Genomic DNA, 20064 nt, shown 5'->3' with positions numbered 1-20064 from the left:
CGCAGACGCAGGCACCCTCGACGCCCGCCCCGCAGGCGGCTCCGACGCCTCCCCCGCCCGGTGCTCCGGGCGGTCGCTCCTCGGGAACGACGGCGGTCATGGTCATCACGGCCGTGGTCGGCGGCATCGCCCTGCTCGGTGCCGGAGGAACGGCCGCTGCGGCTGCGGCCGGGAACATCGTGTCCTCGAGCCGTCCGGACTCGGTGCAGACCGTGGGCGTGGACGGCATCGAGGGGATCGACGTCGATGCGGATGCGAGCACCATGCGCGTCGAGTTCGGCGATGTCGATGAGGCACAGCTCTCGATCACCAACGGCCGCGGCACCGCGTGGACATTCGACCGCGACGGTGACGAACTGATCGTCCGGAGCCCCGACGGGGTGTTCGGCTGGTGGTTCGGCAACTGGTTCGGTGATGAGGAGATCGCCGTCCTCACGCTGCCGGAGAGCCTGCGCGGCGATGCGCTGGATGCCGATCTCAATCTGGACGCGGGCAGCCTGGACGTCGTGGGTGACTTCGGAGTGCTCGACGTGCGCGTCAACGCCGGTGCCCTCGACGTGGAAGGGTCGGCCAGAGAGCTCGACGCGGAGATGAACGCCGGTCGCGCCGACATCCTCCTCGACGGAGTCACCCGCGCCGACCTCGGCGTCTCTGCGGGCGATCTGACGGTCGAGCTGACCGGCACGGCACCCTCGGAGACGACGATCGAGGTCAATGCCGGAACGCTCGATCTGACCGTGCCGGACGTCGAGTACGCGATCACCCAGGACGTCAGTGCCGGCACGTTGAACGCCAAGGTCGACGAGGGCTCCAGCTCGCGAAGGACCATCGACGTATCGCTCTCCGCGGGCACCGCGACCATCCGTCCCGGCCGCTGAACACCGTCGAGGGTGGGGACTCTCCGGGGTCCTCCCCCTCGATTCGGATTTTCCGTGTTTCTCCGGTAAAGTCTTGGAGGTTGACGGGGCTATAGCTCAGGCGGTTAGAGCGCTTCACTGATAATGAAGAGGTCCCAGGTTCAAGTCCTGGTAGCCCCACCCTTTAACTCAAGAAATTCCCTCACGGGGCCTTAGCTCAGTTGGTAGAGCGCCTGCTTTGCAAGCAGGATGTCAGGAGTTCGAATCTCCTAGGCTCCACAGGATCGAGAAGCCCCCGGCAGTTGCCGGGGGCTTCTTCTGTTTCCGGGTCGGAAAGGGAAGGCCACCGCAGCAGATCTCCGATGGTTATCGAGGCTAGTAGCGTCGAGACTGACGACATGAGAGGTGCCGGATGCCCGACACGCACAGAACCCTGCCAGGGCTCAGCTATGACGCATACGTTGAACTGCGCGAGCACGACATAACCAATGACAAGCTCGATCCGAATGAATGGCGTCTGGGGCAAGCTTCATCGTGGGCACACTGGGGACCCTGCGGTGCTGCCCCACGCATCACCGCAGAGAACCGGCATCTCTCCTCAGCAACGAGTGCCGCGGGGTTGAAAGCCACTATCGCCGACCTCACGCGAATCGCTCACACGGACCGGGCCGGTTTCGAGGCCTCACCTTATCCGCTCACTCCGAGCGTGGCGCTTCTGGGTCTCAACTTCGCCGGTAGCAGTCTGGATCCCACGTCCGCTGACTTCGCCCCTTTCCATCATCCAGGGCCGACGTCTACCGACCATTTCCTCCGAGCGAGCGTCGAGCTCGCGGCCTTCGACGCAGGGCTTCCAGCGGAGTACCCCGCGCCGTACATCACGGACGTGTTCAAGCTGGCGCCCACGCCCTATGGACCGGACCTCGCAAGAGCGTTCGACGGACGATCCCACCCTGCGATCGAAAACGGTCTGGCGGTGCTCAGCTTCGAGCTCGAAGTCCTGACGCGTGCGAACCATGGCCGTCCGCCATTGCTCATCGCTCTGGGGGATCATGCCCACAATTGGCTTTCCGGTACGGCCAAGCATCCAGATGCCGTCCGGTTTCGGGATCTGGTGGAGCAGACGGGGTCCCCTCTGCATAAGGCCGTTCACTATGCGAACGTCGGGCGCGTTTCCTTACGGGCATCACAGATCGAAGCTGTGCTTCGCAAAGCGATCCTCACGGGCTGAATGCTGGAGACGTAGCACGCACAGTGCTCGGCCCCCAGGAGCTTCTCCCGTCTTCGGGACGGACCCGACGATTGCGCGGGACGAGACCTCAGCGCTCACGCGCTTCGGCCTCACTCGACCGGACGCAGATCGCGCAGGATCGTCGCCTGCCGGACGAGGAACGTGCGCTCGTCGAGCTTCTTCCGGCGAAGCCAGCCGGTCACCTCGTCGTTGTGCTTGCTGGCGTTGCAGGATGCGCAGGCAGGGACGACATTCTCGAGCGTGTAGCGGCCGCCGCGCGAGATGGGCTGGATGCAGTCGCGCTGCAACGCGGCCCCCTCGCCGCCGCAGTAGGCGCATCCGCCCCAGGCATCCATGAGGTCGTGCCACTGGGCGTCGGTGAGATCGTTGTCGACCTTGGCGAGTCGGTTCGTCCGACGCTTGGCGTACCGCGCACGTGTCGCCGGCGACGCGTTGGCGGAGGAGACCTTGCGGGGGCGGCGCATGCGCTGATGCTACCGCGGTGGATGCGGGCTCAACGCCCGCCGCCGCCGAACTTCGAGAAGAAGCGGTCAGCCGCCGTGCGCTGCTCTGCGACGGAAGCGACGGTCGTCGGATCCACGGGGCTGAACGTGAACACGAGGTCCTGCGGACCAGCGGCGCCGAGCCGGTACGCGCTCAGACCACCACCCTGATCGCGCGCCATGCCACTGGGCCAGACGTCGGCCCGTGCACCGGCGACCCCCAACCGCCACCCGCGCGGGTCGAGGTCTTCCCGCAACAGGCACAGCGCCTCGAAAGCATCGTTCGCCTGCCGCTCGACAGCGCCGAGCTCCGGGGAGTTCACGACCACCACCCACTGCCAGTCATCGGTCTGCCACCAGCTGATCCTCACCTCGTGGATGAGACCGCCGTGGGTGGCGGAGATCTTCTGGGGACTCTGCGGCCGCGCCGATACGTCGTCCATCAGGAACCGATCGCGTGCGCACCGACCGACACGAGCTCGTGCGGGGCGACGTTCAACCGCTCGCCGCCGTCGGCCGTGACGATCACGATGTCCTCGATGCGCGCGCCCCACGCGCCGGCGAAGTAGATGCCCGGCTCGATGCTGAACGCCATCCCTTCCCGCAGCACCAGGTCGTTGCCCGGCGCGATGTAGGGCTCCTCGTGCACCGAGACGCCGATGCCGTGGCCGGTGCGGTGCAGGAACGCCTCGCCGAGACCCGCAGCCGCGAGCACGTCGCGGGCCGCAGCGTCGACCTGTGCGGCCGTCGCGCCCGGACGGACGGCGTCCACCGCCGCCTGCTGCGCGCGCACGAGAACCGCGATGCGCTCGGCCGCCTCCGGGTCAGGGCTGCCGACGACGTAGGTCCTCGTGCTGTCGGAGTTGTAGCCGCTCGGCACCGCACCACCGATGTCGACCACGACGGTGTCGCCCTCTTCGATCATCCGGTCCGAGACCTCGTGGTGCGGGTCGGCACCGTTCGGGCCCGATCCGACGATGACGAACTCGACCGTGCGGTGGCCCTCCGCCACGATGGCCTCGGCGATGTCGGCCGCGACCTCGCGTTCGGTGCGTCCGGCCCGAAGCCACTCCGGCACGCGGCGATGCACCGCGTCGATCGCTTCCCCCGCTCGGCGCAGTTCGGCGATCTCCTCGGCATCCTTGATCATGCGTCCTTCGCGGAGCACGGGTGTCGCCAGCTCGAGACGCACTCCGAGACGCTCGCCGATCGGCACGACGTGCAGCGCGGGCAGCGCATCCGAGACGCCGACGCGGGAGACCGTACCCACGGCCTCGGTGACGAGCGCGTACGGGTCTTCGCCGTCGACCCAGTCGGCGACCGCGAGTCCGAGCTCACCGACAGCGGTGGTGCGAACCTTCGCGAGCTCCATCCGCGGCACGACGACCGTCGGAGCGATGTCGGGGCCGATCACCAGGGCCGTCAGTCGCTCGATCGTGTCGCCCTCGACGCCCAGCAGATACTGCAGGTCGGGGCCCGGCCCGACGATGATCGCATCCAGCCCGGACTCGGCGGCGAGGGATGCGGCGCGGGCGAGGCGGGCGGCGTACACGGAGGCGGGGAAGGGCAGTGTGCTCACGGGTTCCACGCTACTGCGCGGGTACCCGCGACGGCACCCGCGTTCCGTGGACCCGGCGTCAACCGGCGCGCACGGCGCGGGGCGGGACTCCGTACTGGGCGCGGAACACACGGCTGAAATGCGCCGCATCGACGAAGCCCGCACTCATCGCGATCTCGGCGATGGAGCGGTGCGCCTGATACGGGTCGGTCAGCGCGTCGTAGCAGCGCTGCAGTCGGCGTCGCCGGATGACCGTGGAGACCGAGGCCCCCTGCTCACTGAACATCGAGTGCAGATGCCGCACCGAGATGTAGTGCGCCGCCGCGATCTGCGACGGAGACAGCTCGCTGTCGGCGAGGTGCACGTCGATGTACGTGAGGATGTGCGTCAGCGTCGTGGAGTGTGCGCTCACCGGACCGTCGGTCGCGACGAGGTTCGCCTCAAGCACCGTGCTCAGCATGTCGACCGCGGTCCGCAGCATCCGTCGGGCGATGCGGCTGTCGAGGTGGTGTGCACCTTCCGCGAGCGAGCCGAGGTAGGGACCGACCATCGCCCCCAGCGCTCCACCGGCATTGAGGCGCGTGGCGGTGATGCGGCTGGTGTCCTCCGCGGGGATGTCGAGGAGGACCTTCGGGAACATCACCACCGACATCTGCACGGCGTCATCGAAGAGCAGGGAGTACGGACGGTCGGTGTCGTAGAGCGCCATGTCGCCGCTGCCGAGTGCGGTCTCGCGTCCGTCCTGCACGATCATGCCGCTCCCGCGCTCGATGCGGGAGAACTTGAAGTACTGCTGCGGGGCGCGGGAGATGAGGGAGGGAGTGCGATGCACGCCGTGCCCGTCGGCGTCGATCGCGAAGACGTGGATGTCGCCGGCAGCGGTGGCGTCGATCGCCCCCCGGAAGCGATCCTGCTCCGGCGCTGTCACGTCGAGCGCGACGACGGCGCGGGAGACCGCATGGCGGTAGTCGAGGAACGACAGACTCTGCATCAGGGCTCACCTCACTGTGGCCGATCATATACGATGCTGCATTTTAGCATTCGTGCGCTGTGCCCGCGTAGACAAGTGTTCTGCTCTCGCCGTCAATCGACGACGGCTCCCCCTGGCGAGTATGAGGACTTACCCGAGCATCGAAGGAGCTGTGCCATGGTGACGTCCACTCCCACAACCTCGACGACGAGAACGGCCGAGCATCGGCGCCTCGGCGTCTTCGCGGTCGCATTCATGATCATCGCCGCCTCCGCGCCGCTCACCGTGCTCGCCGGCGGAGTGACCAGCGCCTACGCGGTCACGCACGTCGACGGCATCCCCTTCGGCTACATCGTGCTCGCGGTGGCACTCGGCATCTTCGCGATCGGCTACGCCGCCATGAGCCGGTTCGTCACGAATGCCGGCGCGTTCTACGCGTACGTCGCGCAGGGGATCGGTCGCCCGACCGGCGTCGGGGCCTCGGTGCTCGCGTTCCTCTCCTACAACGCCATGCAGATCGGCATCTACGGGATGCTCGGGTTCCAGATCAGCTCGTTCATCGAGTCGAAGACCGGTTGGGCGAGCCCCTGGTGGGTCTGGGTCCTCCTCACGATCGTGCTCGTCGGCGTGCTCGGAGTCCACCGGGTGGATCTCTCGGCGAAGGTGCTGGGCGTGCTCGTCGCGCTGGAGTTCGTGGCGGTGATCGTGTTCGACCTGTTCGCCTTCGGGAACCCGGCCGAGGGATTCACGGCGGCACCCATCACCCCCTCGGCGCTGTTCGTCCCGGGAGTCGGGGCCGTCCTCGCGTTCGGCATCGCCGCGTTCATGGGCTTCGAGTCGGCCGCGATCTACGGCGAGGAGTCCAAGGACCCGAAGCGCACCATCCCGCGTGCGACGTTCCTCGCGGTCTGCGTCTCCGGCATCTTCTACGCCATCTCCTCGTGGGCGCTCGCGCTCGCCGTCGGCCCGAGCAAGATCACCGACCCCGCGGGCATCTCGCCGGAAGAGGCCGGCCCTCCGCTGTTCTTCAACTTCGTCGCCGAGCACCTGGGCGTGATCTGGGTCGATGTGATGTCGATCCTCTTCATCACGAGCCTGTTCGCCGCCCTCGTCAGCTTCCACAACGCGGTCGCCCGGTATGCCTTCTCGCTCGGCCGCGAGGGCGTGCTGCCCCGGGTGCTGGGTACCGTCCGCATTCGCAGCGGTGCGCCGTGGGCCGGGTCGCTCCTGCAGTCCGCGATCGCGGTCATCGTGATCGTCGGTTTCGCGATCGGCGAGCAGGGCTGGAACCCCGAGAACGGACCGTACCCGGTGATCACGCTCTTCACCTGGCTCACCAACCTCGGCGCCTTCGGACTCGTGCTGCTCCTGGTGCTCGTCTCGGTCGCGGTGATCGGCTTCTTCCGCCGCGACAGCCGAGAGGTGGGCGCCGGCAGCCGGCTGGTCGCGCCGATCATCGCGTTCGTGGCGCTCGCGATCGTCTGGGTGCTGATCCTTCTGAACTGGGATGTGCTGCTCGGTCAGGCCGAGTCCACCCCGACGACCTTCATCCTTCCCGCTGTGCTGCTCGTGCCCTCGGCCCTGGCCGTCGTGTGGGCGCTGTGGCTGCGCAGGGCGCGGCCGGAGGTCTATCGCCAGATCGGCCACGGCACCGAGCTGCCGGAGGCTCCGATCCTGGGCGAGCCCGAGCCGGTGGTCGACGCGACGAGAGGAAACCTGTGAGCACCACTGACACCAGACTGACCTTCCGGTATCTGTCCGAGCCGGACACGATCGCGGCCGGCGTCACTGACATGGGGCTGTGCGTCGACGTGATGGAGGAGACCCTGCGTCTCGTCGATGCCGGCGACTACCGGATGGGCGGACCGGACGGGAACTCGCACGGCTCGATGGTCACCTTCCCCGCCGAATCCGCCCATGAGGGCATGCCGCTCGACGGACCCCATCGCCGGATGATGGCGATGCCGGCGTACCTCGGCGGCACCTTCCAGACGGCCGGATGCAAGTGGTACGGGTCGAACATGGCCAACCGCGAGAACGGTCTGCCTCGGTCGATCCTGATGCTCACGCTGAGCGACAAGGACACCGGCGCACCCCTCGCGCACATGTCGGCGAACCTGCTGAGTGCGTATCGCACGGGCGCCGTGCCGGGAGTCGGTGCCCGCCACCTCGCCAACCCCGATGCGCGGAGCGTGGGCATCGTGGCACCCGGCGTGATGAACCGGACGACGCTCGAAGCCTTCGTGGCCGTGCGCCCCGAGCTCGACACCCTGAAGGTCGCCGGACGCAGCCGATCGAGCATCGACTCCTTCGTGGGGTGGGTGCGGCGCGAGTACCCCCAGTTCACGACGGTCACGGTCGTCGACAGTGTGGAGGATGCCGTACGCGACAGCGATCTGGTCACGGTCGCCCCCACGACGCCGGCCGGTTCGGCGAACTACGTGCGGATCGAGAAGCGGTGGCTCAAACCGGGTGCGCTGGTGAGCCTGCCCGCCGACATCATGATCGACGACGAACTGCTCCACGGAGCGCGACACGTCGCCGACTTCCGTGGGCTGTACGAGGCGTGGAGCGAAGAGGTGCCGCACCCGGCGCACGAGCACATCGGCCTCCACGGCATGTACCTGCTGGATCGCATCCGTTCGGGGGACGTGCGCGACGAGGCTCTCGAGAACCTCCCCGCGATCATGAGCGGGCAGGCAGAGGGGCGCCGAACGGAGGACGACATCTTCCTCTACTCCGTCGGCGGGATGCCGGTGGAAGACGTCGCGTGGGGGACCGTCGTCTACCGGCGTGCGATGGCCGAGGGCATCGGCACGGAACTGCTGCTCTGGGACACTCCGGCTCTCGCATGACCGGCGTCCGTCCCCCATCGATCATTCGTCAGGAGTTCCCATGAGTGCGCAGGTCAGGAAGCGGATCGTCATCGTCGGGCTGGGGGCGGTGGGTGCGCTCGCCGCGTGGCGACTGTCGCAGCGTGACGACGTCGAGGTCATCGGCATCGAGCAGTACGGCAAGGTGCACGACCGCGGCTCCTACGCCGGCGAGTCTCGGGTCTTCCGCACGGCCTATCACGAGGGTGGTCGCTACGTGCCGATGCTCCAGGAGTCGCGGCGGCTGTGGCGTGAACTCGAGCAGCAGTCGGGACGGGAGCTCTACCTCGAGGTGGGTGCGCTGTCGATCGCACAGCCCGACCGGGTCGAGATGCGCACAACACTCGAGACAGTGCGTGAGTTCGACCTGCCTCACACGCTCTACGACACCGAAGAGCTGCGTCGCGCCCACCCACAGCACAACGTGCACGACGGCGATGTCGGGGTGCTCGACCACCACGGCGGCGGCATCCGTCCCGAGGTCTCGCTGATGGCCGCGCTCGATCTCGCCGAGGCCGCCGGCGCGCAGCTGCACTTCCACACCCCGGTGCTCGCGATCGAAGAAGAACCCGGCGGCGTCGTGGTGCGGACCCCGACCGAGGCGATCCGCGCTGACACCGTGGTCCTCGCCTCCGGCTCCTGGTCGACACGACTCGACGGTCGACTGCGTGACCTGCTGCGACTGCAGGTCCTGGGACTCACCTGGTTCATGCCCACGGACATCGCCCCTTTCCTCCCCGAGCGGTTCCCTGCGTTCCTGCGCGACGTCGGCCCCGTGCACTTCTTCGGAGCGCCGAGCCTCGACGGATACTCGATCAAGGCGAGCAGCAACCCGACCTGGCCGGTCGCCCGCGACGTCGACGAGGTTCCGCGGGAGTACACGCGACACGAACTCGCGAAGATCGGGCAGCAGGCGAAGGAGTTCTTCCCGTCGTTGAACCCCGAGCCCGTGCGCTCCAGCGTGCACCACTGCGCTTACACGCCCGATCGCACCCCGATCGTCGACGTGAGCGAGAGCGAGCGGGTCGTGACGGTGACCGGTCTCTCGGGTCACGGCTTCAAGTTCGCGCCCGTGCTCGGGGAATGGGCTGCGCGGCTCGCCACGCGGCCGAGCGATGCCGGCATCGACCCGCACTTCTCGCTGGCCGCGCACCTCGACCGGCTGGCGACCGTCGGTGCGTACCGCGGCGGCGGTCACTGAGCCCGGTCCGCGCTCTTCGGTCACGGACCGACAAGCGCGCCGCACGGGCAGTCAAACCCCGCTCGGCCCCCGAGCACAGACTCGAACTGCGCGATGAACCTGTCGCGCACCCCATCGTGAGGAGACAGTGATGTCGGAGAACGCCCCGGTTCTGGACGAGGCCGCCCTGTTGGAGCGCGTCGGCGCCCCCGAAGGTCAGGGCCGCGAAGTGGTCGACGCGGCGACGCGCGAACCGATCGGCCGGGCGCCCGTGCATACGGTCGAGGAGCTCGACGCCGCGGTCGCGCGGGCGAAGGCGGCGCAGCCCGGGTGGGATGCACTCGGCCATGCGGAGCGCAGTGCGCTCCTGAACCGGGTGGCCGATGCGATCGACGCGAACGCCGAGCCGCTCGCCCGGCTGCTCTCGCGCGAGCAGGGCAAGCCGCTCAACGGGCCGAATGCCCGCTTCGAGGTGGGCGCGTGCTCCGCGTGGCTGCGCACCGCCGCCGCGACGCCCCTCGAGCCGGAGACCGTGGTGGACGACGGTGAGACCCATGCCAAGCTCCACTACCGCGCGATCGGCGTGGTCGGTGCGATCGGACCGTGGAACTGGCCCCTCATGATCGGCATCTGGCAGATCGCTCCGGCGCTGCGCATGGGTAACACGGTCGTCGTGAAGCCGAGCGGATACACGACGCTGAGTGTGCTGGCGCTGATCGAGGTCATGAACCGGGTGCTCCCCCGCGATGTGCTCATCGGTGTCGCCGGAGACCGCGAGGTGGGGGCGAGGATCGCCTCCCACCCCGACATCGGCAAGGTCATGTTCACGGGTTCGACGGCGACCGGGCGCAGCATCGTCGAGAGCTCGGCGCAGAACCTCGCCCGCCTCACGCTCGAGCTCGGTGGCAATGACGCGGGGATCGTGCTGCCGGGCGTCGACGCGACGGCGATCGCGCAGGATCTCTTCTGGGGCGCGTTCATCAACACCGGACAGACCTGTGCCGCGCTCAAGCGCCTGTACGTGCACGACTCCGTCTACGACGAGGTCGTCGACGCGCTGGCCGATGTCGCTCGGCAGACCCCGATGGGCAACGGCCTGGATGAGCAGAACGTGCTCGGTCCGCTGCAGAACCGCGCCCAGTTCGAGATCGTGCGCGACCTGGTCGACGACGCGGCGCGCAACGGCGGCCGGATCGTCACGGGTGGTGCACCGGCGACGGAGCTCGGGGAGCTCTTCTACCCGATCACGCTCGTCGCCGACGTGACCGACGGGGTGGCCCTCGTCGACGAGGAGCAGTTCGGTCCCGCGCTGCCGATCATCCGGTACACCGATGTGGACGAGGCGATCGCCAGCGCCAACGGCCTCGATGTCGGCCTCGGGGCGTCGGTCTGGGGTGAGCGCGAGGAGGCGCGGAAGGTCGCCGCGCGCATCCAGGCCGGAACCGTCTGGATCAACTCGCACGGTGGTGTGCATCCGATGATCCCGTTCGGCGGCCACAAGTCGTCGGGCTACGGCCTCGAGTTCGGGGTCGAGGGACTCAAGTCGGTCGCCGTGCCGCAGGTCATCAACGGCTGAGTGACAGGGTGCGCGGCCCGTGGCCGCGCACCCTTCTCGGCGGGGGCGTCAGCTGATCGCGACGCGGATGCGGTCCGCGAGGAACTCCAGGTCGGCCTTCGTGAGATCCGTGACCGCGTAGGCGGTCGGCCAGACGGTGCCGTCGTCGAGGTTCGAGATGGGCTCGAAACCGAACGTGCCGTAGCGCACCTTGAACTTGCTCGCGGGCTGGAAGAAGCAGAGCACCTTGCCGTCGCGACCCCACGCCGGCATCCCGTAGTAGGTGCGGGGCACGAGCTCAGGGGCGACCTCGGAGACGAGGGCGTGCAGCTTGTTCGAGAGAGCCTGGTCTTCGGGCGTCAGCTTCTCGATCGCCTCCTTGATGTCGGCCTCACCCGCGGCGCGCAGCTCTTCGGGCGACTTCTTCGCCCGGGAACGACGGGTGCGGGCCTCCTTCGCGGCGGCCTGCATGGCTTCGCGTTCCTCGGCGCTGAAGTTCTTCTCTTTCTCGGCCATGGTCGGTCCTCTCGATGTGCTGCTGGTGTGGGATTCAGACTACGTACGCTCGGCCGCGGTGTGCTTCTCGATTCGTGATCGATCCTCGACGGCACCTCGACGGCACCTCGACTGCCAGACTGACGCCATGACGACAGTCTTCACCGGCCGTATCCGTCCGCTCGTCCCGAGCGCCGACGCCGAAGTGGAGGCGATGGTCGTCCACGACGGCACGATCGTCGCCGTCGGGACGACGGACGACCTCCTCCGCCGCTTCCCGGATGCCGAGACCACAGCCCTCGACGGCTGGGTCATGCCCGGTCTGATCGAGCCGCACGGGCATCCGGGCTTCTCCGCGATCCTGCTGTCCGATCTCGTGGTCGACCTCCGTCCCGTCGTGATCCCCGAGGCGGAAGGCGTCCTCGCCGCGCTCCGAGCGGCGGTGGCGGATGCCGGCGGCGAAGCCGTCTTCGCGAACGGGTGGGATGCTCTGCTGCAGCGCGGACTGCCCGACCCCGACATCCGCTTCCTCGACGAGCTCGCGGGCAACGTGCCCCTCGTCGTCATCCACAACTCCGGTCATTCCGTGTACTTCAACACCGCGGCCGCGCTCGCCGCAGGCATCGATCGGGAAACCCCCGATCCGGTCGGCGCCTCGTTCGGCCGTGATGCCGCGGGGGAGCTCACGGGCGTCGCCCTCGAGGCCGCGGCGGTCGAGCAGGTCGTGGCGCCGATGCTCGCGAAGGCGCAGGAGCATCTCCCCCGGATCCTCCCCGCGCACCTGCACGACCTCGCATCCCGGGGCATCACGACGGTGTCGGACCTGTCGTGGAACCCCGACCTCAACCCGCTCATCGATGCCCTCCGGGCGCAGGGTGCGATGCCGGTGCGGCTGCGGTGGTACGAGATGTCCCGTCCCGGCGGAGTCGTGGCTCCGCCGAGTGACGGCGATCCCGTGTTCCGCCAGACCGGGGTGAAGACCTGGTCCGACGGCTCTCCGTGGGTGGGCAACATCGCCACCTCCTTCCCCTACCTCGATACCCCGGCGACCCGCTCCCTCGGGCTCGAACCGCATCACATCGGACACGCGAACTACACGGCCGAACAGCTGGGCGCGATCGCCGAACCCTATGCCGCCGCGGGCTGGCAGCTCGCCTGCCATGTGCACGGTGACCTCGCGATCGACGCGACGCTCGACGTGTACGAGCAGCTCATCCGGCAGCAAGAGCTCACCGACCACCGCTTCCGCCTCGAGCACTGCGGAGCCATGACACCCGTGCAGTTCGAGCGCGCGGCGGCCCTCGGCGTGACGGTCAGTCTCTTTGTCGACCACATCACCTACTGGGGAGAGGTGCTGGTCGACGACCTCTTCGGCCCGGAGCACGGCGGTGCCTGGGCCGATGCCGGTGCCGCCTTCGCCGCCGGTCACCGGGCGACCTTCCACAACGACGGCTGGGTCACCCCCAACGAGCCCTTCCGCAACATGGCCGTCGCCGAGACCCGCACCACGCGCAACGGATATCGGATGCCCGGCGGCACGGCGGCCACCCGCGAGCAGGCCCTCCTCGCCCACACCACGAACGCGGCGTGGCAGCTCCTCAGCGAGCATGAGGTGGGTGCGCTGGCACCCGGACTCCTCGGCGACTTCATCGTGGTCGACCGCGATCCCCTCACGGTCTCGGCCGAAGACCTCGCCGCGACGCGGGTGATGGCGACCTACGTGGGCGGCGTCCGGATCGTCTGACACGCGGTCATCCGGGGTCCTCGCTGCCGGATAGTGTGTGATCCATGGACCTGCGTGTCGCGGCGTACGCGGTCGTCACCGATGACGACGGGCGTCTGCTGTTGGCGCGGTGGACCGAGGGCCGTCGCGTCGCATGGACCATGCCGGGTGGCGGACTCGAACCCGGTGAGTCGCCGGAGGATGCGGTGCGCCGCGAGCTCCGGGAGGAGACCGGCTACACCGTGAAGGTCGGCGAGCTCCTCGGCATCCACTCCCGGGTCATCCCCGCCGGACGCCGCGTGCAGAAGGCTGCGGATCCGCTGCACACGCTGCGCATCGTCTATCGCGCGCAGGTCACGGGCGGCAAGCTGCGCTTCGAGACCGACGGCTCGACCGACATGGCCGAGTGGTTTCCCCTGAAGTCCGTGGCCGAGCTGCAGCGCGTCAAGCTCGTCGACATCGCGATGCGCATGGCCGGAATCCTCTGAGCTCAGCGCTCCTCGGGAACCGAGATGTCGGCGACCGTCGCCCCGTACGCGGCGATGAGGTCGTCCGCCTCGACGAAGAGGCTGTACCCGTGAGCGCCGGCACCCATGGCGATGCGCTGACCCACGATGGACTCGTCGGCATAGATCGGCCAATCCGTGGTGCTGCCGATGGGAACGATGGTGCCCCGCTCGTAGCCGGTCGCCTGGAGCGCGAGCTCGGGCTCGGGCAGGCGCAGCTTGTTCACGCCGACCAGGGCGCGCAGCTTCGGCCACGAGATCGAGCGTCCGCCGGGCACGAGGGCGAACAGGAAGGTGTCGTCCGAGCGCTTGACGACGAGAGTCTTGACGATGCCGGACGGCGGGATGCCGAGCAGCTCGGCCGCCTCGAACAGGCTGCCGGCAGCGGGGCGTTCGCGGATCTCGATGTCGAGCCCGCGAGCAGCGGCCGCATCCCGCACCCGCGCATGCCGATCGCCTCCGTCACCAGAGGCGACGGAGGCGAGATCAGACGGGGTCACGCGTCGGGCGCGGCGAGCGGGTCGTCCGCGACCCAGAGCTCGTCATCGGCACGCAGCGCCTGCCATGCGGCGTAGAGCACACCGACGGCGGCAGCAGCACCGAGGATGATCGCGATGACCGAGCCGAGACCCGGGCCCGACTTCTGCTTCTTGCCGAAATCGCCCCGACGAGCCGGTGCGGCCACACCGTGGCGCTTGGCGTTCGCGACGTCCCACGCGGTGAGAGCCGAACCGACGACTCCGCCCACGATCGGGACGAACTTGTCGTCGACGACGTGCTTGCCGAGCTTCACGCCACGGTCGACGACCGGGGCGACACGGCGGTTGTACGTGTCCTGGATGACCGGCACGACCTGCTCACGATTGATGTTTCCGAGCTGACGTCCGGCCTCGCGGGCGACATCGGCGGCGTGACCGACGAGCACCTGCTGGTTCTCCCAGAGCTGGTTCGCGTCGTTCTGAAGACGACGCAGTTCCTTCTTCCGCTTGCGGCTGAGGCTCACGATGCTCTCCTGTCCATTGGAGTACGGGTTCCCCATCTTGCCACGGGAGGCTGGATACCGGGCGGGAATCGCCCGGCCCTTGCGCTGTCGGCGGATCCGGGGTACGCCGGGCGAACTCACCGAAAGCTCTGCGAGAATGAAGGCATGGCTCACGCTTCCCACGTCGCAACCCTGCACACCAACCACGGTGACATCGTCATCAACCTCTTCGGCGATCACGCACCGAAGACGGTCAAGAACTTCGTCGGCCTCGCCGACGGCACCCAGGAGTGGACCGATCCCGCCACCGGCAAGCCGGGCGAGGGTCCTCTCTACAAGGACGTCATCTTCCACCGCATCATCCCGAACTTCATGATCCAGGGCGGCGACCCCCTCGGACAGGGCGTCGGCGGCCCCGGCTACAACTTCGACGACGAGATCAACATGGAGCTCGACTTCAACAAGCCGTACATCCTCGCGATGGCGAACGCCGGCCTCCGCCGCAACGCCATCACCGGCAAGCCCGAGGGCACCAACGGCTCGCAGTTCTTCATCACGACCGACCCGACCCCGTGGCTCCAGGGCAAGCACACCATCTTCGGCGAGGTCGCCGATGACGCCTCCCGCGCCGTCGTCGACAAGATCGGTGCCGTTCCGACCAGCGGCGGAGACCGTCCGGTCGAGCCCGTCGTGCTGCAGTCGATCGACATCGTCGCGGCCTGACGACAGCTGCGGCCGATCCGGATGACCACGCCTGAGTTCACGAGCAATCGCGACAACTTCTGCTACCGGCATCCGGATCGGCAGAGCTTCGTGCTCTGCCAGCGGTGCATGCGCACCATCTGCCCCGAGTGCCAGACTCAGGCACCCGTCGGCGTCATCTGCCCGGAGTGCATGAACGCCGAGCGCAAGAACCGCACCCCCGCGCAGAAGAAGGCCCAGCGTCGGTGGGGTACTCGCAGCGGCGGCACCATGGCGATCGCCCGCAGCGGCAAGCCGATCGTCACCTACGTACTGCTCGCCGTCACGTCGTTCATCGGCCTGGTGCAGCTGATCCCCGGGATGAACGGGCCGATCACGCAGGCACTCGCCTTCTACGCGCCGTATCTCTACCCGAACCTCTTCGGTGCGGGCTTCGAGCCCTGGCGCCTCCTCTCCGTGCTGTTCGTGCACGGCAGCTTCATCCATCTCGCGCTGAACATGCTCGCCCTGTGGATGCTGGGGCAGAGCCTCGAGCCCATGCTCGGCCGCGCCCGCTTCCTGGCCCTCTATCTGATCAGCGGCCTCGGCGGATCGGTCGCGGTCGCCCTCCTCGCCCCCCTGGACCCGACGGTCGGCGCATCCGGCGCGATCTTCGGAATGCTGGCCTCGCTGTTGATCATCGGCCGCCACATCGGCGCGAACGTAACCGGGATCCTCGTGATCCTCGGCATCAACTTCGCCTTCGGCTTCTTCGCCGGTGGCATCTCCTGGCAGGCGCACCTCGGCGGTGCGATCGTCGGCGCTCTGGTCGCCCTCATCTACACCCGGACGAGGCGTCGAGACCAGCGCACCTGGCAGATCGTTCTCCTCTCGGCGCTCGTCGTCCTGTTGATCGTCGTCGTCGCCTTCATCCCGCCGCTGCTGATTTTGTCCTGATCCCGAGTTGTTAACAGGGTTGTTAACCCCTGTGAATAACACCGGTGTAATTCTCCCCAGGCTGTGGAGAAGGTTGTGGATAACTTCCGCTCGGTTCAGCTTGTGGGTCGGGCGCGGGGTCGTTCCCTTCGCTCGCAGAGCGGGTCCCTCCCGCTTCGCGGGTCCCTCCCGATGCTCGCTCCGGGAACAACCCCGCGCCCTGGCCTGAGCCGTCCCTCACTCGGAGTATGAAGAAAGGCCCCTCGCTGTGCGAGGGGCCTTTCGGGAAGAAGGAGTGGCGTCAGCGCCAACGAGTGGTCATCAGGAAGCCGATCAGAGCGATGCCGAGACCGATGGCCAGGTTCCAGTTGTCGAGACCCGGGATCGGGAACTGCATGCCCGAGATGTAGAAGACCAGGATCCACGCGAGACCGAGCAGCATGAAGCCGATCATCACCGGCTTGAACCACACCGCGTTGGGAGCGGCCTCGCCTTCGGCGCGCTCTACGACGGGTTCTTCACTCTTACGGTCACGTGCCATGCCGTCATTGTACCCATCAGACCCATGAGCCGCCGAGTCCGCAGCGTGCGAGAGACGGCGGGCTCACCGACATCCGTTCAGCGTCCCGGGATATGATCGCGCCATGACTGCATCCGTCGTGCCTGGGGGGCGACGCCCGCGGCGAGAGCGACCACGCTCTCGCGCCACCTTCGCGAGCGTGCTCGGCGAGCTCCTCCTCACCGCCGGAGTGCTCGTCCTGCTCTTCGTCGCCTGGCAGATGTGGATCGGCGACATCATCATCAGCGCCCAGAAGAACGACGAGGGCGCAGCCATCTCGCAGGAGCTCGCACAGGGCGAGGCGCCGGAGCTGCCGCCGGTCGTGGAAGAGGACGACGGCACCACCACCTACGTGCCCCCGGTGCCCGCAGCACCGGCAGACGCCACATGGTTCGGGCAGATGCACATCCCCCGTTTCGGAGCCGACTACAACTTCGGCATCTACGGCGGAACGAGCCGTGCGCGAACCCTGGATCAGAAGGGGATCGGCGTCTACAAGGACTCCAAGATGCCCGGCGAGGTCGGCAACTTCTCGATGGCGGGACACCGCACCACCTGGGGCAAGCCTTTCAACCAGCTCGACAAGCTGCAGCTGAACGACGCGATCGTCGTCGAGACTCCCGACGGCTGGTACACCTACCGCTTCCGCACGCTCGAGTACGTCAAGCCGACACAGACCGATGTGCTCGCCGACGTGCCGCAGATGCCGGAGCAGCAGACCGGAGAGCAGTACATCACGCTCACCGCCTGCTCTCCGCTCTACTCCCTCGCCGAGCGTATCGTCGCCTACGGGGTGTTCGAGAGCTTCCAGCCCCGCGCCGAGGGGCTCCCCACCGCGCTGACCGACCCGCCGCCGCCTCCGGCCGCACCATCGGTGTGACCGTGGACGCTCACGAGGGAGAAGACTGATGTACGCCGCACTCTGGCGCCTGCTGCCCGGCCCGTGGTGGCTGCGCGTCCTCATCCTGGTCGTCGTCATCGCCGCCGTGTTGTACGGGCTGTTCTGGTACGTGTTCCCCTGGATCAGCCCGATCATCGCCCCCGGCGAGGTCGACGTCGAATGACCCGAGTTCTCGTGGTGGACAACCACGACAGCTTCGTGCACACGCTGGTCGGCTACCTCCACGAGCTCGGCGCCGAGACCACCATGGTCGAATCCGACGCGCTGGACGCCGCCGAGTTCGAGCGGATGCTCACCGGCCACGACGCCCTGTTGCTCTCCCCCGGCCCCGGACGTCCCGCGGACGCGGGAGTGTCGCTCGACGCGGTGCGGATCGCCGTTCGACGGCGGATGCCGACGCTCGGCGTCTGCCTCGGACACCAGACCATCGGCGAAGCGCTCGGCACCGCGGTGAGCGAGGCGCCCGAGTTGATGCACGGCATGGTCTCCGCGGTCACGCACGACGGATCAGCGCTGTTCGCGGGGATCCCGTCGCCGTTCGACGTCGGCCGATATCACTCCCTGGCGCTCGCGGCAGCGGACCTCCCGCCCGAGATCGTCGTCACCGCCTGGACGGAGAGCGGAACGGTCATGGCGCTGTCGCACCGAGAGCTGCCGCTGCACGGCGTGCAGTTCCACCCGGAGAGCGTGCTCACCGAAGGCGGGTACCGGCTTCTCGCGAACTGGCTGGAACTCTGCGGCGACGCGGATGCCGTGGCGCGATCCGAGACCCTGCATCCACTCTCGCGCTGACATCTCGACGCGCGATTCGCGTCACGAGAGACTCAGGGCGCGGCGCAGTAGCGAAGCTCGACCGGTGATCCGATCGGCACGTCACCCGGTGCGACCGACATCGAGTGCACGGTCGGGGGCTCCGTGGGAGCGCAATCCGCCTCTTCCACCGGCTCGGGAGTCAGACCGAGGTCGGTGAGGTTCGTCGTCGCGGCCTCGACGGTCCACCCGACGAGATCGGTCAGCGTCACCTTGCCGCTGGCGACGACGAGATTGACGACGGTGTCGGGGGCGACCTCGGTCTCTGCCGCTTCGCTGGCGGAGATCACGGTGCCGGCGGCCAGACCCTTGTCGTTGCGCTGGATGACGGTCCCGAGTTCGAGGCCGGCGGCCTTCAGTGCCTTGGTGGCATCCTCGAGGCCCATGCCTTCGATCTTCGGCACCACCACGGTCTCCACGCCCGAGGAGACGTGAACGGTGACCGTCGAGCCCTCCTCCACCGAGACTCCTGCCTCGGGGTCGGTGCGGATGACGTTGCCCTCGGTGATCTCGGAACTCGACTCGATCACGATCTTCGCGGTCAGATCGAGCTTGGCGAGGTCGTCCTGCGCGCGCTCGGATGACACGTTCACGAGATTGGGGATGATGCGCGAGGTGCTCGGCACCTCGGGCGGACGCATGCTGATCGTGACCACCCAGAACAGCACGGACGCCAACAGCACCGCGAGCAGCGCGACACCGGCCCAGATCCAGGCGACCGGAGGGCCGGACTGGGTGCGGGTCATGGTGGTGTCGGAGCTGAGCTGGCGCAGCGAACGTGCCGTCTCCTGCGCCTGACGCGGGCTCGGACCGTACAGCTCGCTCGTCAGCGCACCGAGCTGCTTGCGGGTCGGCGCGCTCCCGGTGACGGCGGCATCGAGGGCGGCGCGGAAGTGCGCGGCATCCGGGTACCGCTGGTACGGGTCCTTCGCGAGGGCTCGCAGGACGATCGGGTCGAGTGCGCCCGGCGCATCCTCGTTCACCTCGGTCGGTGGGATCGGGGTCTCGCTGACGTGCTGGTAGGCGACGGCCACCGGCGACTCGCCACGGAACGGCTGGCGGCCGGTGAGCAGCTCGTACAGCACGACACCGGTCGAGTACAGGTCGGCGCGGGCATCCACGGGCTCGCCCTTGGCCTGCTCCGGTGAGAAGTAGGCGGCCGTGCCGATGATCTGCGTGGTCTCCGCCACGGTCGACGAGGAGTCGGAGACGGCTCGGGCGATGCCGAAGTCCATCACCTTGACCTGGCCCTTGTCGGTCACCATGACGTTGCCGGGCTTGATGTCGCGGTGGACGACACCCGCGCGGTGGGAGTAGTCGAGCGCCTCGAGGATGCCGTCGACGTAGCGCACCGCGTCTTCGACCGGCACCGGGCCGTCGGCGATGATCTTCTTCAGCAGCGTGCCCTTGACGAGCTCCATCACGATGTACGGCGGCTCGTCGGATGACGGGTCGTTCGACGACGGGTCGCCGGCGTCGAACACGCGGACGATCGAGGGGTGCGACATGCGGGACGCCGCCTGCGCCTCCAGCCGGAACCGGGTGCGGAAGGCGGTGTCGCGAGCGAGGTCGGGATCGAGGATCTTGATCGCGACCTCACGGCCGAGCGTCAGGTCGAATCCGCGATAGACCTTGGCCATTCCGCCATGCCCGATGAGCTCGTCGACGCGGTATCGACCCGCGATGACTCGTGGCTCTGTGGACACGTACTACCCCCTGGAAAACGACTGCGGCTGAGCTGGATTAA

Annotated in this window: 22 protein-coding genes and 2 tRNA genes; 15 read left to right on the top strand and 9 right to left on the bottom strand. The window is 68.1% G+C overall.

Annotation, left to right across the window (positions count from 1 at the left end; all coding sequences use genetic code 11):
- The 4 genes from CQ034_RS13850 to CQ034_RS19465 form a co-directional block, all read left to right on the top strand.
- The coding region (locus CQ034_RS13850) for a hypothetical protein (RefSeq protein ID WP_258134218.1) at positions 1–878 on the top strand (878 nt) is incomplete at its 5' end.
- A gap of 85 nt (positions 879–963) precedes the next feature.
- Positions 964–1037 (top strand) — tRNA-Ile (locus CQ034_RS13845).
- A 26-nt stretch (positions 1038–1063) separates the two neighbouring features.
- Positions 1064–1136 (top strand) — tRNA-Ala (locus CQ034_RS13840).
- Between the two features lie 133 nt (positions 1137–1269).
- Positions 1270–2085 carry a hypothetical protein gene (locus tag CQ034_RS19465; RefSeq protein ID WP_146114850.1) on the top strand — a complete coding sequence of 272 codons (816 nt, stop codon included), beginning with the start codon at positions 1270–1272 and terminating at the stop codon, positions 2083–2085.
- A 110-nt stretch (positions 2086–2195) separates the two neighbouring features.
- On the opposite strand, the gene CQ034_RS13830 is transcribed toward CQ034_RS19465, so the two are convergent.
- Genes CQ034_RS13830 through CQ034_RS13815 form a run of 4 tightly spaced genes read right to left on the bottom strand, consistent with a single transcriptional unit; the run spans position 2196 to position 5137 of the window.
- Entirely contained in the window at positions 2196–2570 is a 375-nt protein-coding gene (locus CQ034_RS13830) for an HNH endonuclease (protein WP_029264195.1), read from the bottom strand.
- Positions 2571–2599: 29 nt separating this feature from the next.
- Positions 2600–3031 (bottom strand): hypothetical protein, encoded by a 432-nt coding sequence (locus CQ034_RS13825; RefSeq protein ID WP_105711483.1) that lies wholly within the window; start codon positions 3029–3031, stop codon positions 2600–2602.
- Entirely contained in the window at positions 3031–4167 is a 1137-nt protein-coding gene (locus CQ034_RS13820) for a Xaa-Pro peptidase family protein (protein ID WP_105711482.1), read from the bottom strand. Before CQ034_RS13820 ends, CQ034_RS13825 begins: the two co-directional genes overlap by 1 nt.
- Positions 4168–4225: 58 nt before the next feature.
- Positions 4226–5137: a helix-turn-helix domain-containing protein gene (locus CQ034_RS13815; protein ID WP_105711481.1), complete on the bottom strand. Its 912-nt coding sequence runs from the start codon at positions 5135–5137 to the stop codon at positions 4226–4228.
- 156 nt (positions 5138–5293) lie between these two features.
- Between CQ034_RS13815 and CQ034_RS13810 the strand changes: the two genes are divergently transcribed.
- From CQ034_RS13810 to CQ034_RS13795, 4 genes are all read left to right on the top strand, one after another.
- Positions 5294–6838, top strand: coding sequence for an APC family permease (locus tag CQ034_RS13810; RefSeq protein ID WP_105711480.1), 1545 nt, complete (start codon positions 5294–5296; stop codon positions 6836–6838).
- Positions 6835–7971 carry a tyramine oxidase subunit B gene (locus tag CQ034_RS13805; protein ID WP_105711479.1) on the top strand — a complete coding sequence of 379 codons (1137 nt, stop codon included), beginning with the start codon at positions 6835–6837 and terminating at the stop codon, positions 7969–7971. The genes CQ034_RS13810 and CQ034_RS13805 overlap by 4 nt, the downstream gene beginning before the upstream one ends.
- A gap of 40 nt (positions 7972–8011) precedes the next feature.
- A complete protein-coding gene (solA, locus tag CQ034_RS13800; RefSeq protein ID WP_105711478.1) occupies positions 8012–9190 on the top strand; it encodes an N-methyl-L-tryptophan oxidase in 1179 nt (392 codons plus the stop codon).
- 130 nt (positions 9191–9320) lie between these two features.
- Positions 9321–10745 carry an aldehyde dehydrogenase family protein gene (locus CQ034_RS13795; protein ID WP_105711477.1) on the top strand — a complete coding sequence of 475 codons (1425 nt, stop codon included), beginning with the start codon at positions 9321–9323 and terminating at the stop codon, positions 10743–10745.
- A gap of 48 nt (positions 10746–10793) precedes the next feature.
- On the opposite strand, the gene CQ034_RS13790 is transcribed toward CQ034_RS13795, so the two are convergent.
- Positions 10794–11240 carry a DUF1801 domain-containing protein gene (locus CQ034_RS13790; protein WP_105711476.1) on the bottom strand — a complete coding sequence of 149 codons (447 nt, stop codon included), beginning with the start codon at positions 11238–11240 and terminating at the stop codon, positions 10794–10796.
- Between the two features lie 127 nt (positions 11241–11367).
- On the opposite strand from CQ034_RS13790, the gene CQ034_RS13785 reads away from it, so the two are divergent.
- Both CQ034_RS13785 and CQ034_RS13780 read left to right on the top strand, forming a co-directional pair.
- A complete protein-coding gene (locus CQ034_RS13785) occupies positions 11368–12963 on the top strand; it encodes an amidohydrolase (protein WP_105711492.1) in 1596 nt (531 codons plus the stop codon).
- 44 nt (positions 12964–13007) lie between these two features.
- On the top strand, positions 13008–13430 hold the full coding sequence (locus CQ034_RS13780) for an NUDIX hydrolase (protein WP_029264185.1): 423 nt from the start codon (positions 13008–13010) through the stop codon (positions 13428–13430).
- 2 nt (positions 13431–13432) lie between these two features.
- On the opposite strand, the gene CQ034_RS13775 is transcribed toward CQ034_RS13780, so the two are convergent.
- Both CQ034_RS13775 and CQ034_RS13770 read right to left on the bottom strand, forming a co-directional pair.
- Positions 13433–13888, bottom strand: coding sequence for an aminoacyl-tRNA deacylase (locus tag CQ034_RS13775; protein WP_181156323.1), 456 nt, complete (start codon positions 13886–13888; stop codon positions 13433–13435).
- Between the two features lie 56 nt (positions 13889–13944).
- Positions 13945–14451 carry a DNA helicase gene (locus tag CQ034_RS13770; RefSeq protein ID WP_105711491.1) on the bottom strand — a complete coding sequence of 169 codons (507 nt, stop codon included), beginning with the start codon at positions 14449–14451 and terminating at the stop codon, positions 13945–13947.
- Positions 14452–14595: 144 nt separating this feature from the next.
- On the opposite strand from CQ034_RS13770, the gene CQ034_RS13765 reads away from it, so the two are divergent.
- Together CQ034_RS13765 and CQ034_RS13760 are read left to right on the top strand one after the other, a co-directional pair.
- Positions 14596–15153 carry a peptidylprolyl isomerase gene (locus CQ034_RS13765; RefSeq protein ID WP_029264182.1) on the top strand — a complete coding sequence of 186 codons (558 nt, stop codon included), beginning with the start codon at positions 14596–14598 and terminating at the stop codon, positions 15151–15153.
- A 21-nt stretch (positions 15154–15174) separates the two neighbouring features.
- Entirely contained in the window at positions 15175–16068 is an 894-nt protein-coding gene (locus CQ034_RS13760) for a rhomboid family intramembrane serine protease (protein ID WP_105711475.1), read from the top strand.
- Between the two features lie 280 nt (positions 16069–16348).
- On the opposite strand, the gene CQ034_RS13755 is transcribed toward CQ034_RS13760, so the two are convergent.
- Entirely contained in the window at positions 16349–16588 is a 240-nt protein-coding gene (locus CQ034_RS13755; RefSeq protein WP_091028134.1) for a cell division protein CrgA, read from the bottom strand.
- A gap of 103 nt (positions 16589–16691) precedes the next feature.
- Here CQ034_RS13755 and CQ034_RS13750 point away from each other — a divergent pair, with 103 nt between their 5' ends.
- Genes CQ034_RS13750 through CQ034_RS13745 form a run of 3 tightly spaced genes read left to right on the top strand, consistent with a single transcriptional unit; the run spans position 16692 to position 18299 of the window.
- A complete protein-coding gene (locus tag CQ034_RS13750) occupies positions 16692–17486 on the top strand; it encodes a class E sortase (RefSeq protein WP_105711474.1) in 795 nt (264 codons plus the stop codon).
- 28 nt (positions 17487–17514) lie between these two features.
- A complete protein-coding gene (locus CQ034_RS19460; RefSeq protein WP_140403281.1) occupies positions 17515–17670 on the top strand; it encodes a DUF4175 domain-containing protein in 156 nt (51 codons plus the stop codon).
- Positions 17667–18299 carry an aminodeoxychorismate/anthranilate synthase component II gene (locus CQ034_RS13745; protein ID WP_105711473.1) on the top strand — a complete coding sequence of 211 codons (633 nt, stop codon included), beginning with the start codon at positions 17667–17669 and terminating at the stop codon, positions 18297–18299. Before CQ034_RS19460 ends, CQ034_RS13745 begins: the two co-directional genes overlap by 4 nt.
- Positions 18300–18331: 32 nt before the next feature.
- On the opposite strand, the gene pknB is transcribed toward CQ034_RS13745, so the two are convergent.
- A complete protein-coding gene (gene pknB, locus CQ034_RS13740; protein WP_105711472.1) occupies positions 18332–20023 on the bottom strand; it encodes a Stk1 family PASTA domain-containing Ser/Thr kinase in 1692 nt (563 codons plus the stop codon).
- Positions 20024–20064: the final 41 nt, after the last annotated feature.

The sequence above is a fragment of the Microbacterium sp. MYb45 genome (assembly GCF_002979655.1).
Classification (GTDB): domain Bacteria; phylum Actinomycetota; class Actinomycetes; order Actinomycetales; family Microbacteriaceae; genus Microbacterium.
The sequence above is the reverse complement of the archived record's forward strand: the minus strand, read 5'-3'. Positions and strand labels throughout refer to the sequence as shown.

Bases quoted from the DNA above. Each gene is read 5' to 3' on its own strand.
- CQ034_RS13795 (WP_105711477.1), top strand. From the start codon at position 9,321: ATGTCGGAGAACGCCCCGGTTCTGGACGAGGCCGCCCTGTTGGAGCGC.
- solA (WP_105711478.1), top strand. From the start codon at position 8,012: ATGAGTGCGCAGGTCAGGAAGCGGATCGTCATCGTCGGGCTGGGGGCG.
- CQ034_RS13765 (WP_029264182.1), top strand. From the start codon at position 14,596: ATGGCTCACGCTTCCCACGTCGCAACCCTGCACACCAACCACGGTGAC.
- CQ034_RS13830 (WP_029264195.1), bottom strand. From the start codon at position 2,570: ATGCGCCGCCCCCGCAAGGTCTCCTCCGCCAACGCGTCGCCGGCGACA.
- CQ034_RS13780 (WP_029264185.1), top strand. From the start codon at position 13,008: ATGGACCTGCGTGTCGCGGCGTACGCGGTCGTCACCGATGACGACGGG.
- CQ034_RS13745 (WP_105711473.1), top strand. From the start codon at position 17,667: ATGACCCGAGTTCTCGTGGTGGACAACCACGACAGCTTCGTGCACACG.
- CQ034_RS19465 (WP_146114850.1), top strand. From the start codon at position 1,270: ATGCCCGACACGCACAGAACCCTGCCAGGGCTCAGCTATGACGCATAC.
- CQ034_RS13810 (WP_105711480.1), top strand. From the start codon at position 5,294: ATGGTGACGTCCACTCCCACAACCTCGACGACGAGAACGGCCGAGCAT.
- CQ034_RS13760 (WP_105711475.1), top strand. From the start codon at position 15,175: ATGACCACGCCTGAGTTCACGAGCAATCGCGACAACTTCTGCTACCGG.
- CQ034_RS13755 (WP_091028134.1), bottom strand. From the start codon at position 16,588: ATGGCACGTGACCGTAAGAGTGAAGAACCCGTCGTAGAGCGCGCCGAA.
- CQ034_RS13785 (WP_105711492.1), top strand. From the start codon at position 11,368: ATGACGACAGTCTTCACCGGCCGTATCCGTCCGCTCGTCCCGAGCGCC.
- CQ034_RS13815 (WP_105711481.1), bottom strand. From the start codon at position 5,137: ATGCAGAGTCTGTCGTTCCTCGACTACCGCCATGCGGTCTCCCGCGCC.
- CQ034_RS13790 (WP_105711476.1), bottom strand. From the start codon at position 11,240: ATGGCCGAGAAAGAGAAGAACTTCAGCGCCGAGGAACGCGAAGCCATG.
- CQ034_RS13825 (WP_105711483.1), bottom strand. From the start codon at position 3,031: ATGGACGACGTATCGGCGCGGCCGCAGAGTCCCCAGAAGATCTCCGCC.
- CQ034_RS19460 (WP_140403281.1), top strand. From the start codon at position 17,515: ATGTACGCCGCACTCTGGCGCCTGCTGCCCGGCCCGTGGTGGCTGCGC.
- CQ034_RS13750 (WP_105711474.1), top strand. From the start codon at position 16,692: ATGACTGCATCCGTCGTGCCTGGGGGGCGACGCCCGCGGCGAGAGCGA.